This is a genomic window from Novosphingobium soli, assembly GCF_042432915.1.
In the GTDB taxonomy this organism is placed as follows: domain Bacteria; phylum Pseudomonadota; class Alphaproteobacteria; order Sphingomonadales; family Sphingomonadaceae; genus Novosphingobium; species Novosphingobium soli.
Genome location: NZ_JBHLWK010000012.1, coordinates 105,231 through 120,891, shown reverse-complemented (window position 1 = coordinate 120,891; position 15,661 = coordinate 105,231). Strand labels below are relative to the sequence as shown.

The following is a 15,661-nucleotide window of genomic DNA, read 5'->3' as shown; positions in this document are numbered from 1 at the left end:
CTCACACCTGGTCCGAGGTGCGGTAGCGGTCGGCGCCGATCTCGGACGCCGGCTCGACGTAGATCCCGCGGTCCATGTACTCGGCGATCACGCGGCGCAGCTCCTTGGCCCCCAGGTACGGATTTTTATAGGGCTCGGCCGCCCACAGGTTGCTGGGGAAGCCGATGTCGCCGGAATAGGCGCCGGCATAGGCGGCGAAGTCGCTCCACAGCTTGATGTTGACGCGGGGATTGGCACGGGCGCGGCGCAGGCCGGTGAGGTCGACGTGCGCGCGCAGCACCACCGGCCCGGGACCGTCGACGACGCCCTGCACGGTGCCGTCATAGTTGATGACCTTGGTATGGCCGCGCCGGAAGAAGGTGAGCAGGTCCGAATCCTCCGCCACGTGCTCGCCCCCGTCGATCGCGGAGATCATGTAGGCGGTGTTCTCGAAGGCGCGCAGTCGCCGCGCGTTGTCCCAAGGGGAACGTCCTTCGGCACCGTGCGGCTCTGACGAGGAGTGGCAGATCACCTCGGCGCCGAAGTGGCGCAGCGCAAAGGCGACTTCCGGGCTCATGTTGTCGAAGCAGATCATGTTGGCGATCTTCCCGATTGGCGTGTCGGCCACCGGGAACAGCGATTCGTAGCCGAACAGATCGACGAACTCGTCCATGATCGAGCCCGGTGTCGTGTCCGGGAGGAAGCCCCAGACATCGGCGCACTGGTTCTTGCGGTAGGTGTGGACCAGCGCGCCGGCGTCGTCGATCAGGAACGCGGAGTTGAACACGCGGCCAGGCAGCTTCTCGTGGACCTCGAAGTTCTGGAACGCGACGTAGACCTTGTTGCGCCGGGCGAAGCGGCCGATCTCCTCGAACACCTCGTCGCCGTGGCTGATCGCCAGCTTCTCCATGTCCTGCACGGTGCGCTGAATGCCGCCGATGCCCCCCGGGCCGGTCAGCCAGAACTCGGGAAACACCACCAGTCGCACCGACGGCACGTTGGCGCGCGAGTCGGCGAGCGCCAGCGATTCTGCGAGGTTGCGCATGATGATCTCGCGCGAGTTGTTCACCCCCAGCGGTATGAGGCGCGGCACCGACTGGATAACGCAGATGTCGTACTGTTCCTCGTAGCTGGCCAGCATGGGGCCTGCCCGCGCAGCTTCGGCGTCGAGCCGGCGCCCGGCTTCCGCCAGCCAGGCGGTGCGGCTGTCGGGACGGGGCAGCTCTCCCGCCTCCGCGGCCCAGGCACGATAGCCGCGGGCGTAGACGTCTGCGCGCACGATCGCAGGCATCGAGCCTTGCGGCGTCGCGCGCTTGCGGCGCATCATCTCGACGTCGATGTCCACGAAGACGAAGCTCTCGTCTCCGATGGCCGAGACGACCTCGCGTTCCCAGTTGTAGAGCGCGGTGGAGGTCGGCACGTTAAGCGCGATGCCGTCGATCTCGACGGTGCTCGGGCTGGCCGAGGCAACGTAGCCGGCAGCGTCGGTGGCGCGGCCCCAACGCGACATGCGCCGGGCCGGCGTGAGCGGGTCGGCGGCCTCGGCCGTGGGGTTCAGGATGAGCTCGGCGCCGTTGAACACCAGCGCACGGGCGTAGTGGCTGAACAGGATGTCCTCGCCCACCAGCATGCCGACCTGCACGAAGGGAAGCCTGGCGACGGGGAACGCGGCTTCGCTCGCTGGCAGCGCTTGCGTGTCGCCGAAGCCCTCGATCAGGTCGGGCGCGATCTTGCCCGTGCGCAGCAGCAGCCCGCCATCGGGGCCGAAGACGAAGCCCAGGGTGGCGACGGCGCCGCCGGCTGCGGGCTCCACCACCAGCGAGCCGGCCAGGTGGATCGCATGGCGCGCGGCGGCGGCGGAAAGCGCCGACAGTGCCTCGGCCTCGGGCCAGACCACGGCCGAGTGTGGAAGCAGCAGCAGGATCCACTCGTCTGCCGATGCACTGCGGCGCCGCGCCTCGATGACCGCCGCTCCGGCGATCTGGCTGAGGCGGGCAGGGTCGCCGGCGGACCAGGCTTCCTGGGATAGGATCAGCATTCGGGAATACTCCAAGAGGGAATCTTCATGCCACGCTTCTGGACGCTGGGAAGCAGGCTTGCAGCCTCGTGCACGGCCGCCGTTCATGGTGCGGACGACCTCAGCCCAGGAGCGCCTTGTGCAGCGGCAGGCTGCGCAGCCGCTTGCCGGTAAGGGCGAAGAGCGCGTTGGCGGTCGCCGGCATCGCACAGGGCGTGCCGGTCTCTCCCACCCCGCCGGGAGCAGCGGTCGACGGCATGACATGGGTGCGCATCTGCGGTGTTTCCGGCAGCAGCAGCACGCGGTAGTCGGAGAAGCTTGACTGCTGCGTGACGCCGTCCTCGATCTCGATCTCGCCGTAGAGCGCCGCCGAGAGACCGAAGATCGTGCCGCCCTCGACCTGCGCCACGATGTTGTCCGGCTGCACCGCCAGCCCGCAGTCGATGACGCTTGTGGCGCGGTGGACATGCACTTCGCCATCCGACACGGAGAGCTCGATCACCTGGCCGAAGTAGCTCTCGTAGCAGGCGACCACCGCAACGCCGCGCGCACGTCCGGGTGGCAGCGGGCCGTCCCACTCCGACAGCGACCGCAGCTTTGTCATGACCGCGGCCATGCGGGGGTCCGTGACGTGCGCCTGCCGGAAGTCGAACGGGTCCTTGCCGGCGGCGTGGGCCAGCTCGTCGATGAAGCTCTCGGCCGGGAAAAGGTTCTGCGAGTGCGCCACCGACCGCCAGTAGCCGACCGGCACCGGCGGCCGCACTTCGACCCACGCCGCGCGGGTGGCGGGCAGGCGGTAGAATTCGGGCACCAGGCCGTTCTGCGCAGTCGGGTCGATGGGCGCCTTGGGGCCGTCGAACAAGGCCATGCGCGTGCGCAGGATCGAGGGGCCGGCGATGGTCACGCCATAGTCGGCGATCGCACCGGCAGAATCCACCGCGCCCTTGCACCGCATCGCGTAGGCGGAGCGGTAGTAGTCGCGCTTGGTATCCTCCGCACGCGACCACTGGAGGCGCACCGGGGCCCGGGCGCGCATGGCGATCTGCACCGCCTGCGCGACGAAGTCCTGTTCCGAGCGGCGCCCGAAGCCGCCGCCCAGCAGCGTCTGGTGGATCACCACCGCCTCCTTCGCCAGTCCCGAGGCCTGGGCCGCGACATCGAGCGCGCGGAAGACTGCCTGCGTCGGTGCCCAGACCTCCAGTCGGCCCTCGTGGAACCACGCGGTGCAGCTCATCGGCTCCATCGTCGCGTGGGCGAGGAAGGCGACAGTGTAATCGGCCTCCACCACCGTGAGGCCGTTCGGCGCCGGGGCCTCGCCCGTGACGGCGAACGCGCGGCCCTGCCCGTCGAGGGCCTCGATCAGCGCAGCCTTGTAGGCGGCGCTCGAAGGCGCCGACGTGGGCCCGGTGTCAAATACCGGCGCCGCGGCGTCGAGCGCCTTCATCGCGCTCCAGGTATCCTGTGCCAGCGCCACCAGCGTGGTTCCGTCGATCACGAACAGGTCGCGCACGCGCGGATCCGCCAGCGCCGCCGCGCGCTGGTAGGACGCGATGGCGACGGCGCCGAACGGCCCTTGCGCCACCGAGGCGTGGAGCAGTCCGGGCAACTTGACGTCGGAAGCATAGATCGCCGCGCCGGTGACTTTGCCCGGCACGTCGCGCCGCCCGCCGACCTTGCCGATCAGAGTGAACTGGTCGGGCGACTTGAGCGCCACCGGCCCCGGCAGCGCGACCTGCGCTGCCGCCGCGGCCAGTGCGCCGTAGTCGAGGCTGGTGCGCCCGTCGGGATGGATGACGCGGCCCCTGGCGGTCCGGCATTCGCCTGGGGCGACGCCCCATTGCGCGGCGGCGGCGGCGGCAAGCTGCAGGCGCCCGCGCGCCGCCACTTCGCGCAGGGGCGAGAACCAGCTGCGGATGGAGCGGCTGCTCGCCGCGATCAGCATCCCGGGATCGTGCGGCGTTGGGATCCGCATGGTCGAGTCGATCGGCACGATTTCCACCCGGTCCCAGTCCGCGTCGAGTTCGTCCGCCAGGATCAGCGGCATCGCGGTCGAGACGCCCTGGCCCATCTCCGCCAGCAGCGCGGCTATCCGGATCCGGCCGTCGGGCAGCACGGTGATGAGGGGCTGGAGCTCGACCCCGGCGGCCGCTTCCGCACTCCGCACTGGCGCTTCGCCGGCCAGCGCTTGTGCGACGCCGCGCGGGAAGGCGAGCGTGAACGCGCCCCCGAAAGCGCCGCCGAGAGCCGTGCGGCGGGAAAGGTGAGGCTGCGCCATCAGGACTTCGCCGTCATCGCCGCGCGGGCTTCGGCAATGGCACCGCGCATGCGCGGATAGGTGCCGCAGCGACAGACGTTGCTGACGGCGGCGACGATCTCGTCGTCGCCCAGGCCCGGGTTGTTCGCCAGGAGGTCGGCCACCTGCATGACGAAGCCGGGCTGGCAGTACCCGCACTGAGGAATGTCGGCTGCGACCCAGGCCTGCTGCACCGGGTGCAGGCCGGTCCCGCCCAGGCCCTCGATGGTAGTGACGGCCCGCGCGCCGACCTCGCCGACGGGCAGCAGGCAGGAGCGCTCGGCGGCGCCGTCAAGGTGGACGGTGCATGCGCCGCACACTCCGATCCCGCAGCCGTACTTGGTGCCCGTGAGCCCCGCAACTTCGCGCAGCGCCCACAGCAACGGCATGTCGCCGGGCGCATCGAGATCGTGGTGCTCGCCGTTGATCGACAGGGAAATGCTCATGCCGGCAGGATAAATCGGCCGCCGCGCACGCTCAAAGCGCAGCTGCGGGAGCGTCCGTCATGCGGGCGTGGAGAGCTGGGCGGTGCGGTCGATCAGGTAGGCGGCCATGCCCAGCGCCGCGAGCGCCACCGCCCCGAGCAGGAAGCTTTCCGCCAGCCCCAGGTGCTGCGCCAGCTGCCCCCACAGGAAGCTGCCGAGGCCGAGTCCGCCCGAGAAGACGATCATGACCATGGCGATGACGCGCGAGCGGTAGTCGGCGCGTGCGGCCAGCAGCATGTGGCTGTTGATCCCGCCCGAAACGCTGATCCAGCCGAGGCCGGCGATGAAGAATCCGGCCAGCGTCAGCGGCATCGAATGCGAGAGGGCGATGATCGCCAGTGCCACGGCCGAAAACACCGAACCGGCGGCGAGCACGAAGCCGAATCGCGTCTGCGACGTCAGTTTCCGATTGAGGCCGCCGGTTACGGCGCCCAGCCCCAGGGCCATCAGGAACAGGCCGAAGATGCGCGTATCGCCTTGCGCGAACTGTTTGCCGATGAGCGGGGCGAACGCCCATAGCGGCGCAATAGCGAGGAAGTAGAGCGCGGTTAGCAGCAGCGAGAGGCGCATGCCCGGGTTGCTCCACACGTATCGCAGGCCCTCCCCCGACTGGGCGTAGATGCGCAGCCGGCCGGCGGGTGCGTGCGGGTTGCGCCAGGCGTAGATCACCGCTCCGACCGCGAGACAGGACACCGCATAGCTGGCGATGGCGGCGACCGGCCCGAACGCGGCGAGGATCAGTCCGCCCAGCATGGGGCCCACCGCGCGGCTGCCGTTGTAGCCGACGGCGCTCAGCATCACCGCGCCGCGCACGTTCTCCGCATCCACGATGGAGGGAAGGATCGCCTGCCGCGTGGGCGCCGACACCGCGGCAAGGGTGCCGTGGAGAAAAGCGAAGCCGATCACGCCCCATATCTCCAGCCGACCGAGACCCACCAGCACCGCGAAGACGACCAGAAGGACGACGAACAGCACCTGCACCGTGATGAGGAAGCGCCGTCGATCGACGGCGTCACCGAACGCTCCGGCGGGCAGCGAGAACAGGAACGTGGGCAGCATGCCCGCCGCGGGAACCAGCGCCACCAGCGAGGGGGAATCGGTCAGGCCGGCGATCAGCCAGCCCATTGTCAGGTCCTGAATCCAGAACCCCAGGTTGGACAGGAGAGTCGCGCCCCAGAGGAGCGCAAACGTGCGCTGCCTCAGCGGCCGCAGCAGAATCGACATGGAAACGATGGCCTCTGAAAGTCGGTCTCGGGACGGGACGCGCGGTTCAGCGCCCGCCCACGCGCTCCACCGGCGTGAAGCGCGGCGCCAGGTCAGGATTGCGTTCCAGCAGCCAGTCCGGCGCGCGGGCATAGGCGGCATCGAGAAGGTAGAGGTTGAGCTCCTTGATCTCGATCTCCGCGTAGGCGCCCGCCTTGGTAAAGGGATCCTCGTAGACGTAGTGACGGATCGCCTCCCAGGTCTCGTGCCCGGAGATGGCGAGGACGCCGGCCATCCTGCCGTCCTCGTCGACCAGGTTGCCTGATGCGATGGTGCGGCTGTACGCGGCGATGTGGTCCTCGTGGGCCTTGTCGAGCCCCTCGGTGACACTCCGGACGTTCTCGATATGGCGACGGCGGACCATGAACATGCGCGCACTCCTTGGATCGGGCCCGCACTGCCGGGCCCCGGCGACGTCCATGCGCCGCCCCCGCCGGGTGCGCTCGCGCGGTCGGCACGCGCGTCCATCTTGTGAACAGGGGCCGGGCGGGCTGTCCTCATAGTGGTCAATTCGCCTTTGCCTCGTTGCACACCCCGCGGCTTTGCGCTCGATTGCCGGCTTCGGACGGTGCGCCGCAGGGGAAGGGACCAGACACGCCATGCTCGACGACAGGCTGAACCACGGAACGCGCTTCGCGTTCGGGGCAGGGGGCATCCCGGAGACCCTGAAGAACTCGGTGTGGGACATGTTCATCTTGTTCTACTTCACCCAGGTGCTGCAGCTTCCCGGAGCGCTGGCGGGGGTGGCGATCGCCATCGCGTTGACGGTCAACGCCTTGGTCGATCCCTCCATCGGCAGCTATTCGGACGCGATGCCGGTGACGCGGCTCGGCCGGCGGCAGATGCTGATGGCGATCGCCGCGGTGCCCTTTGCGATCAGCTTCACGCTGCTGTTCTGGGCGCCCGAGACGCTGAGCAAGACCGCCACCTTCATCTGGCTCGTGGTTTTTGCGGTGATCGCGCGCGTCTCGATCTCGCTGTTCACCATCCCCTACTACGCGCTGGGGGTGGAGCTCAGCCGCAACCGCTACGAGCGGCCGATCCTCACCGCCTTCCGCTCGGTGGGAACGTCGCTGGGCCGGATGGTGATGCCGATCGTCGCCTTCACCTTCTTCTTCGCCGCCAGCCCGGAGTTTCCCAACGGCCAGCTCAACCGCGCCGCCTACCCCCGCTTCGCGGCGATGATCTCGGTCGTGTCGCTGCTGCTGATGGCGTGGTGCATCTGGGGCACCAACGCGCGCAGCAAGGAGATCGAGCGGCGCGTCACGCGCATCGGCACGGTGCGCAAGGTGCCCTCGCTGGCCGTGACCTTCAGCCAGATCGTCCACGCCTTCCGCTCCACCCGCAACGTGCGCTGGCAGGTGCTGCTGGGCGTCTTCATGTTCATCAGCCTGGGCGTGCTCAACGTCTACACCCTGCATCTCTGCACGTACTACTGGCGGCTGACGCCGGAGGACATCCGCAACGTCAGCGCGGCGCTGCCCCCGGGCGGCCTGCTGGCCGCGCTGCTGGCGCGCTACTACGTTCCGTATATCGAGAAGAAGCGCCTGATGCTGACCTGCATCCTGCTGTACGGCCTTGTCGTGCTGGTGCCGATCGCCGGTCCGTTGACCCCGCTTTTCCCCGGTCCCGGCGAACCGATGCAGGCCCCCTTGCTGATCGGCTTCAAGTTCATGGCCGGCTTCTTCTACGGCGCCTTTCTCACCACCTCGGCGACGGTGGCCGGCGACGTCGCGGACGAGCTGGAGCTGAACTGCGGCGAGCCGCGCCAGGCGCTGCTGTCCAGCTTCACCTTCTTCACCATGTTCGCCGCCAGCGCCGTGGTGAACATCGCGGCCGGCATCTTCCTCGACGTGATCGCCTTTCCCGTCGGGCTGCCGGTGGCGCAAGTGTCGGTGGACACCTCGGACAAGCTGGCGATCTTCTCGTGCATCGTCATCGCGTTTGCCGTTTCCGGAGTCGCCTTCGTGGTCAGCCGGCTGGAGATCTCGGCGGAGAAGCAGCGGCTCATCAACGAGCGGCTGGAGGCCCGCTACACCCTCGCCGCGCAGAACGCGTCCGCATGATGAGCGCGCCGCCGGCCCGCATGTGACGCCGGCGCGCACACGGCCTATTCGAGACTGCGACGACGCTCACGACCAGCGGAAGACCCTCGGCAGAAGGGTGTGGAACAGGGGCGGTCGACCAACGCCAAATGGGGGTATCCATGAACTTCACGAACCTGCGTGCCGACTACCGTGCCCTACTCCTGGCCACTGCCGCCGGGCTGCTCCCGACGGCTTCGCCCGCACAGGACGCCGCTCCCGCTGCCGACGAGCCGTTCAACGAGGGCACCATCACCGTCACCGCCCGCAAGCAGTCCGAGACACTGGTCGAGGCGCCGCTCTCGATCCAGGCCTTCACGGCCGAGGACATTCGCCAGACCGGCGCGCGCGACCTGCAGGAACTGTCGAAGTTCACGCCTGGCATGTTCTTCGTGAACGGCGCGCAGGGGCAGGGTGCGCGGACGATCTCCGAAGTGCGCTTCCGCGGTCTCTCCACCTCCATACCCAGTCCGACCAATCAGTCCGGCTCGGTCTTCATCGACGGCAATTACGTCCTCAGCGGTGGCCAGTCGCTCGACTTCACCGACATCGCGCAGATCGAGGTCATCAAGGGGCCGCAGGCGGCCTACTTCGGCCGCTCGACCTTTGCCGGCGCGGTCAACTTCACCACCCGCGACCCGTCCGACCACCTGCGCGCCGACACGCTGCTCGACTACAGTCCGAGCTACGACTCCTACCAGATCGCGGCGAGCATCGAGGGCCCGCTTGCCGGTGACACGCTGACCGCGCGTCTCAGCGGTTCGAGCAAGGTGAAGGGCTCGCAGTACACCGCCTCGGACGGCGGGAAGCTGGGCGAGGAGAAGACGCGCTCGGCCAACCTGACGCTCGTGTTCCGGCCGTCCTCCAGCTTGAAGGTCAAGCTGCGCGGATCGTACATCGAGAACGAGGACAGCGCCTCCGACAGCATCTTCTACGCGTACAACACGTACGGCAACTGCCCCGTCGGGACCCCGATGACGGTCCAGACGACCGGCGGCCGGCTCGACGTCAGGCTCAACCGGCGGTTCCAGTGCGGGAACATCCCGTTCAGCTCCAGCGTGATCGACAAGAACACCGCGCTGGTCACGCTGCCTGCCGCAGGAGCGCTTCCGGCGGTGAACCTGGGCGACGTCCTGGTCGGCAATTCGCTGAACGACCCGCTGCTCGCGAACGCACCGAGCCTCGACCACTTCGGCCTTCATTCGATCACCTACCGCATCGCCGGCAACGTCGAGTACGATATCGCGGAGGGGCTCTCGTTCAGCGGCAACGCCAGCTACGCGAAGCAGCGCATCGCCGCGATCCAGGACACCGACGGCACGCCGAGCCCAGCCGGCTACCAGGCGATTCCGATGGACTTCGAGGACGCCGGCTTCGAGGCGCGCCTGCGCTACACCAATGACAGCTGGCTGAACGCCACCGTGGGTGCCAACTACTTCCTGCAGAACATCCAGGCGAGCACCGACACAGGCGTCTCGGTCAACAACCAGACGGTGTCCGGCGCCACCGTCATTCGCGGCGTCACCAGTTCCGCCACCAACCAGAACGACAAGATCCGCACCCTGGGCCTGTTCTTCGGCGCCGACGTGACCCCGGTCGAATGGTTCACCCTGACCGCGGAGGGCCGCTACCAGGTGGACGACTACACGACGTTCGGCGGCTCCAACGCATCGAACAACCTGGTGGCGAGCAAGCTGACGACCAAGCGCTTCACGCCGCGCGTGATCGCCAGTTTCCACCCGGTGCCCGACGCGACGATATACGGCAGCTATTCCTACGCCTTCCTGCCAGGCGTCATCAACTCGTCGTTCCTGGCCCAGACCCCGCCGAACCAGGCGGCGATCCTTGCGGCCTTCCCCGACTTCCAGATCCAGCTCAGCCCGGAGAAGCTCACCAACTACGAGGTCGGTGTGAAGAAGAGCTTCGACACCATGCGGGCCTACTTCACCCTCGCGGCGTTCAAGATGAAGTGGGACAACGTGAAGACGTCGAACGCGATCATCGTGCCCACGCTCGCCAACCCGGTCTACAGCGTGACGGTGCCGGGCACCGCCGAGATCAAGGGCATCGAGTTCGAAGGCGGCCTGTCCCCCCTCCGGCAGCTCGCGCTCAAGGGTTCGCTGGGCTACATCGACGCCAAGTACAAGGACTATACCAACCGCTCGTACAACACGTACTTTTCTGGGATACCCACTGCCGACACCTACAAGGCCGATGGGAACCAGCTGCCGCGCACCCCAACGTGGACCGGCACCGCCTCGGCGACGTGGGAGGACGGGTTGGTCGGCGACTGGAGCTACCGACTGCGCGGCGACGTCGTGTACCAGGGCCGCCAGTACACCGACGAGACCAACATCACGACCCTGGCGGCGTTCACCACCCTGAACGCGGCGGTCGAGTTCTTCTCCGACGACCTCTCGGTCAAGCTCTACGCAGCGAACCTGTTCGACAAGAAGGCCTGGCTGACCGGCCGGCGCTACACCGATCTCTCCAGCATCCCGCTCAACTTTGCGACGGCGGGCATAGGCTCGTTCCTGACCCCGAACGACCGGCGTGAAGTGGGCATCCAGGTGCGCAAGAGCTTCTGACGCCCCGCGCAGTCCACCGGCCCCGCCCGGTCTCCGCAAGGGGCCGGGCGGGGCAGTCCATCCCTGACGAGACGAGAGGCTGACGATGCACGCGGACGACCATGCGGGAAGGATCGGTGCGGGCGCGCGCCTGCCTTTCGGGCTGTGCTTCGGCTTCGGCGTGGGCTCGCTCGGCATCGCCATCCTGCTCAACACGGTGACCATCTACTTCCCGGTGCTGATGACCACCGTGCTCGGCCAGTCGGCGGCACTGGCCGGAATGCTGCTCACCGCATCGAAGCTCTACGACGTCGTCGCGGACGTGGTCATCGGGATGGCCAGCGACCGGACGCGCAGCCGGTGGGGTCGGCGCAGACCGTTCATGCTCGCAGGCGCGCTGGTGGCCGGGGCGAGCTTCCTGCTGCTGTTCAGCCCGCCGGCGCTGTCAGGCGGCGCGCTCGCCTTGTGGATGATGTTCGCGCTGGTCGTGTACTCGACCGGCTACGCGCTCTTCACCGTGCCCTACATCGCGATGTCGGGCGAGATGACCGACGGCTATCACGAGCGCACCCGCCTGCTTTCCTTCCGCGCCGTCTTCGTCAGCCTCGGGCAGACCTTCTCGGCCGCCGGGACCGCGGCGATGGTGGGCTGGTTCGGCGGCGGCTCCACGGGCTACGCGTGGATGGGCGCGGTCTCGGCCGTGGTGCTGAGCGCCAGCATGATCGCCTGCTTCTCCGCAACCCGGCGCGCACGCATGGTGGAGCGCCCCCTGCTGCCGCCGCAACCGCGCGGCACCGCCTTGCGGGCGCTGGCCGCGAACACGCCCTTCCTCCTCCTGATGGGCATCAAGATCGCGCAGTACATGGCGATTGCGGTCATCACCACGACCAAGCTGCTGTTCCTGCTCAACGTGCTGAAGCTGGGCTATGCGGGCATGGCGCAGCTCACGCTCGTCCAGAACGTGGTATCGGCCGTCTCGGTGCCGCTGTGGGTCGCGCTCGCACGCCGCATCGGCAAGCGCGCGGCCTACCTTTCCGCCAGCGTGCTGCTGATGCTGGTCTATGCGAGCTGGTACCTGGCCGAGCCGGGGCTGCCGATGGCGCAGGTGTGGCTTCGCGGCGCACTCAACGGCGTCGCCGCGGCCGGCACCACGCTGATGAGCATCTCGATGTTGCCCGACGTCATGGAGCTGGATCGCCTGCGAACCGGGCTGCGCCGCGAAGGCGTGTTCTCCAGTGCCTATACCATCGTCGAGAAGCTCGCCTTCGCGCTCGGGGCCGGGTTGATCGGGGTCTTGTTGACCGCGGCGGGCTTCGTGCCGACGCTGCAGGGCCGGCTGGTGGAGCAGCCGGCCTCCGCCATCGCCGCGCTTTACGCGGGTGCCTCGATCGTCCCCGCCGCACTGGTGGCGATCAGTGCCGCCCTGATGCTGCTCTACCGCCTCGACGATCGCCGGCTTGCCGCGCTGCGGGCGGAGGAGGACCCGATCCTTGCCTGAAGACCGTGCCGGGCCGTCCGGATTCTCGGCCTGCGACCGTTCGGACACCTTCCGGTTGAACGCCGTCCCGGACGCGGCAGCATGGAATCAACCTCCCTTCGATGATTCGGGTCGCCGGCTACGCCGCGCGGGCCGGCCCCGTTTGTAAAGAGTGACGCGATGACCGACATGCCGCTGACCCGGGGCCGCCGGCCCATCCCCGGCCTTGCCGAAAGCGAGGACCAGGTCCTCGCGATGATCGCCGCGCTGGCTAGCGAGCTCGCCGTCGCGCGCGAGCGCATCGATACGTTGGAGCGCCTGCTGGCGGAACGTGGCGTGCTCGAGATGCAAGCGGTCGAACGCTATGCTCCGGCAGTGCCCGCGCAGGCGGAACGCGATGTCTTGCGCCGCCGTATCATCGCCAAGGTGTTCCAGCCCTTGCGCGACTCCGCCCGCCGCGAGGCCGAGGCTATGAAGGGAGAACGACTGTCATGACCCATCCCATGCTGGCCCAGGCCAACCACGACGAACAGGCCGAGCAGCTCTTCGTGCGCGACCTCAAGCAGTACCTCACCGCCGAGGTCGAGCCGCTCCAGCGCGGGATCGCCGAAGCGCTCGATCCCGGTCCCGGCCACAACGCGCGGGCGGAGCATGTCTATGCCGCGCTCCATCACGTGCCGGCCTTCCGCAGCTGGGCCGGCGTGCGCCGCGCCTCGCAGGAACTGCTGTGGCAGTCCGTCTGGGATACCGTGGAGCGGCAGGCGCCTTCGCTGGACGGCCTGGCTCAGGCTGCCCCCGCGCTGGGCTCGCTCAGCCTCGACCCGCATTTCACGGTTCCCGACTACCTGGAGGACGCTCACGTGCACCTCATGCCCGGCGGCTACAGCCTCGATGCCGACGGGGTGCGGCAGGGTGCGGTCATGGACCGGGGCGGCGCGGTCTACATGCTCGGGCGCAACGGCGGGTTCATGAACGACGGTCGCGGGCAGACCGTGCTGGGGCATCTCGCCGCCTGCTACCCGGACTTGGTGCCGGCGCGGCTGCTCGAACTGGGCTGCGGCATCGGCGCCAGCATCGTGCCGGTCGCGCGCGCGTTCCCGGACGCCGAGAGCGTCGCGATCGACGTCGGATCCTCGATGCTGCGCTACGCGCATGCCCGCGCCGCGCACCTGGGCGTCGCCGTCGATTTCGTGCAGGCCGACGCAGAGGCGACCGGCTTTGCGGACGAGAGCTTCGACCTGGTGTTCTCCGCCGCGCTGCTGCACGAGACCTCCGCGGAGGCGATCACGCGGATCATGGCCGAGTGCCACCGCCTGCTGCGCAAAGGTGGCGTCGTAGTGCATCTGGAGGTCCCCAGCCGCTACGCCCAGCTCGACCTCTGGACGCAGGTCCGGGCCGAAGTGGAGCACGACTACAACAACGAGCCCGCCTGGCGCGCGGCGACGTCGGCCGACTATGCCGCGCTGCTCACCGCCGCAGGCTTCGTCGATTGCCGGATCGGCTTCCAGGACGCGGTGCGCAACGGCGATCTCGCGGCAAGCCATTTCGGGCCCGAATCCAAGGGCACCTTCCTGTCGTGGTTCGTCGCGTCGGCCCGTAAGGTCTGAGCCGTCCATCTCTTCGACGGCGCATGGAACCGGCAGCGCAGGGCGGCACAGCGAAAGGCTAGCTGAAGGCGCGGCGTGGCGGGGCCTCGTAGACCGCTGCGCCGGCCTGGGTGATGCGCTCCGCCAGGATGGCGGCGGCGCGATGCAGGTCGCCGACGTAGCGGCCCATGATCTGCTTGCGCGCGTCGAGGGTGCCGTGCATGCGCATGTTGAGCGCGCAGGAGATCCGGCCCTCGCACGAGACCGGGACGGCGATGGCGCTGTGCGTCTGCAGGTGGAGGTGGGCAAAGCCGTCGCGCCGGGTTTCCGCCACCTTCTCGCGCACGTCCCCCTCGGTCCAGCCCAGGCGTGCCATCGTCGCGCGGTCGGTCTCCAGCGCGTGCTCCAGGAAGCGATCGCCCTGCGTCGCGGGCAGCAGGGCCATGAGCAGGTATCCCGCGGTGCTTACCAGCGGCGCCACCTCGGTCCCTGCGGAGTCGCGCCGCTCCAGCATCTGCGACCCATGATCGGTAAGCGCCTCGACGATCAGCGTCATCTCGTGCAGCCGGATCACCGCCAGCGGCCAGATCAGGTCCGCCTCCAGTTCGGCGAGGAACGGGCGCACTACGCTGCGCAGCCAGGTCTCCTCCTCGTAGCCGCAGCTCAGGTCGCGCAGCCGGCGGGTGGCCCTGTAGCGTCCGTCGGACTCGGAGCGCGCGACGTAGCCGGCGTCGCTCAGCGTGTTGAGCAGGCGCAGAACGGTGGGGCGGGGCAGCGCCACCAGGCGGCTGAGTTCGGTCGCCTGCAGCCCGTTGTGCTGGTTCAAGGCGCGCAGGATCGCCAGCGATCGGTCGAGGGCGCGGACGTGATAGCGCTGGGATTCGCTCAATGGAGGGCGCCTCCGCGCTGGTCGAGGGTCCGGCTGATCCGTTGCGCTGTCGCCGCCAGCGGGCCAAGAAAGCGCTCGACCGCATCGCTGTGTCGCATGGCCGAGTTGAAATAGCGCAGGGCTAGCGCCGCAACAGCGTGGCCGGAGGCGTCCACCACCGGCACCGCCAGCGCCGACTGCTTGCCCTGCGGCATCGGCAGCACATCGTACCCCCGGGCCCGGATGACGCCGCCGATCGCCTCGAATTCCTCGCCGCAGGTGCGTCCGAAGGTGCTGATCCCGTCCGGCTGGTGGCGCAGGTAATCGAGCAGGGTTCGCTGCCGCCGCTGGGGGGCATAGGCGAGGAGAACGCGCCCCGAAGCGGTGTCGAGCATGGACATGCGGTAACCCGGCTTGGTTTCCGCAAAGACCAGCGTGCTTTCCGGGTCGGTGGTCTCGCGCACGAGGGCAATGCTGCCCGACTGTTCGCTCAGAGTGAGGGGCCAGTGCACGTCGCGGCCCAACTCGCGCATGATCGGACGCGCCACCTCGCAGGTCCAGTCGTCGTCGAAGCCGTGGCTCAGCGTGCGCACCTTCTGCGTGATCCAGTAGCGGTTCTGGATGCGCTCTACGAGGCCCGAGTTCTCGAGCGTGAACAGCATCCGGTAGGCCGTGCCGCGCGGCAGCCCCGATCCCTCGGCCAGCTCCGTCAGGCTCTGGCCCGTCCTCATGTTGAGCAGGCGGAGGATTTCCAGCCCGCGCGTAACCGATTCCACATTCGCCATCGAACCACACCCCCGGTAATTCAAATCAGCGCTGTCAGTCCGCCTCCCCGCAAGTGGTCGCTGCCCCCGCACCCGTGTCGATGGATCGCAATCACCGCAAGAATACTGACATGTGAAGCGGCTATCGCGCAACCTGTGGGCCGGGTGGTCTTCCGGGCAACCCCTTGCAGGCGCGAGTTGAACAAACTGCGCCGCGGTTACCGATTCCCTTTTTCGGATTCGTCCGCAGCGCGAACATCGCGGCGCGATCGGTTGGC

At 68.5% G+C, this 15,661-nt stretch carries 12 protein-coding genes; 5 read left to right on the top strand and 7 right to left on the bottom strand.

The window, feature by feature from the left end; translation table 11 throughout:
- Position 1 precedes the first annotated feature (1 nt).
- From ACFFJC_RS10020 to ACFFJC_RS10000, 5 genes are all read right to left on the bottom strand, one after another.
- Positions 2-2,017 carry a nitrilase-related carbon-nitrogen hydrolase gene (locus ACFFJC_RS10020; RefSeq protein ID WP_379487361.1) on the bottom strand — a complete coding sequence of 672 codons (2,016 nt, stop codon included), beginning with the start codon at positions 2,015-2,017 and terminating at the stop codon, positions 2-4.
- 100 nt (positions 2,018-2,117) lie between these two features.
- The gene (locus tag ACFFJC_RS10015) at positions 2,118-4,271 is read right to left on the bottom strand and encodes a xanthine dehydrogenase family protein molybdopterin-binding subunit (protein WP_379487360.1); all 2,154 of its coding nucleotides are present in this window, start codon (positions 4,269-4,271) and stop codon (positions 2,118-2,120) included.
- Positions 4,271-4,735: a (2Fe-2S)-binding protein gene (locus tag ACFFJC_RS10010; protein WP_379487359.1), complete on the bottom strand. Its 465-nt coding sequence runs from the start codon at positions 4,733-4,735 to the stop codon at positions 4,271-4,273. The genes ACFFJC_RS10015 and ACFFJC_RS10010 overlap by 1 nt, the downstream gene beginning before the upstream one ends.
- A 57-nt stretch (positions 4,736-4,792) precedes the next feature.
- Positions 4,793-5,998 (bottom strand): MFS transporter, encoded by a 1,206-nt coding sequence (locus ACFFJC_RS10005; protein WP_379487358.1) that lies wholly within the window; start codon positions 5,996-5,998, stop codon positions 4,793-4,795.
- 46 nt (positions 5,999-6,044) lie between these two features.
- Positions 6,045-6,407, bottom strand: a complete 363-nt coding sequence (locus tag ACFFJC_RS10000) for a YciI family protein (protein ID WP_379487357.1) — start codon at positions 6,405-6,407, stop codon at positions 6,045-6,047.
- Between the two features lie 229 nt (positions 6,408-6,636).
- Between ACFFJC_RS10000 and ACFFJC_RS09995 the strand changes: the two genes are divergently transcribed.
- The 5 genes from ACFFJC_RS09995 (at position 6,637) to ACFFJC_RS09975 (ending at position 13,772) form a co-directional block, all read left to right on the top strand.
- Complete coding sequence (locus tag ACFFJC_RS09995; protein ID WP_379487356.1) at positions 6,637-8,103, top strand: MFS transporter; 1,467 nt, start codon at positions 6,637-6,639, stop codon at positions 8,101-8,103.
- 140 nt (positions 8,104-8,243) lie between these two features.
- Positions 8,244-10,709: a TonB-dependent receptor gene (locus tag ACFFJC_RS09990; RefSeq protein WP_379487355.1), complete on the top strand. Its 2,466-nt coding sequence runs from the start codon at positions 8,244-8,246 to the stop codon at positions 10,707-10,709.
- An 85-nt stretch (positions 10,710-10,794) separates the two neighbouring features.
- Positions 10,795-12,186 carry an MFS transporter gene (locus ACFFJC_RS09985; RefSeq protein WP_379487354.1) on the top strand — a complete coding sequence of 464 codons (1,392 nt, stop codon included), beginning with the start codon at positions 10,795-10,797 and terminating at the stop codon, positions 12,184-12,186.
- 159 nt (positions 12,187-12,345) lie between these two features.
- On the top strand, positions 12,346-12,660 hold the full coding sequence (locus tag ACFFJC_RS09980; RefSeq protein WP_379487353.1) for a hypothetical protein: 315 nt from the start codon (positions 12,346-12,348) through the stop codon (positions 12,658-12,660).
- A complete protein-coding gene (locus ACFFJC_RS09975) occupies positions 12,657-13,772 on the top strand; it encodes a class I SAM-dependent methyltransferase (protein WP_379487352.1) in 1,116 nt (371 codons plus the stop codon). The genes ACFFJC_RS09980 and ACFFJC_RS09975 overlap by 4 nt, the downstream gene beginning before the upstream one ends.
- Before the next feature lie 58 nt (positions 13,773-13,830).
- On the opposite strand, the gene ACFFJC_RS09970 is transcribed toward ACFFJC_RS09975, so the two are convergent.
- Both ACFFJC_RS09970 and ACFFJC_RS09965 read right to left on the bottom strand, forming a co-directional pair.
- Complete coding sequence (locus tag ACFFJC_RS09970; protein ID WP_379487351.1) at positions 13,831-14,640, bottom strand: helix-turn-helix domain-containing protein; 810 nt, start codon at positions 14,638-14,640, stop codon at positions 13,831-13,833.
- Complete coding sequence (locus ACFFJC_RS09965) at positions 14,637-15,404, bottom strand: helix-turn-helix domain-containing protein (RefSeq protein WP_379487350.1); 768 nt, start codon at positions 15,402-15,404, stop codon at positions 14,637-14,639. Before ACFFJC_RS09965 ends, ACFFJC_RS09970 begins: the two co-directional genes overlap by 4 nt.
- Between the last annotated feature and the right edge of the window lie 257 nt (positions 15,405-15,661).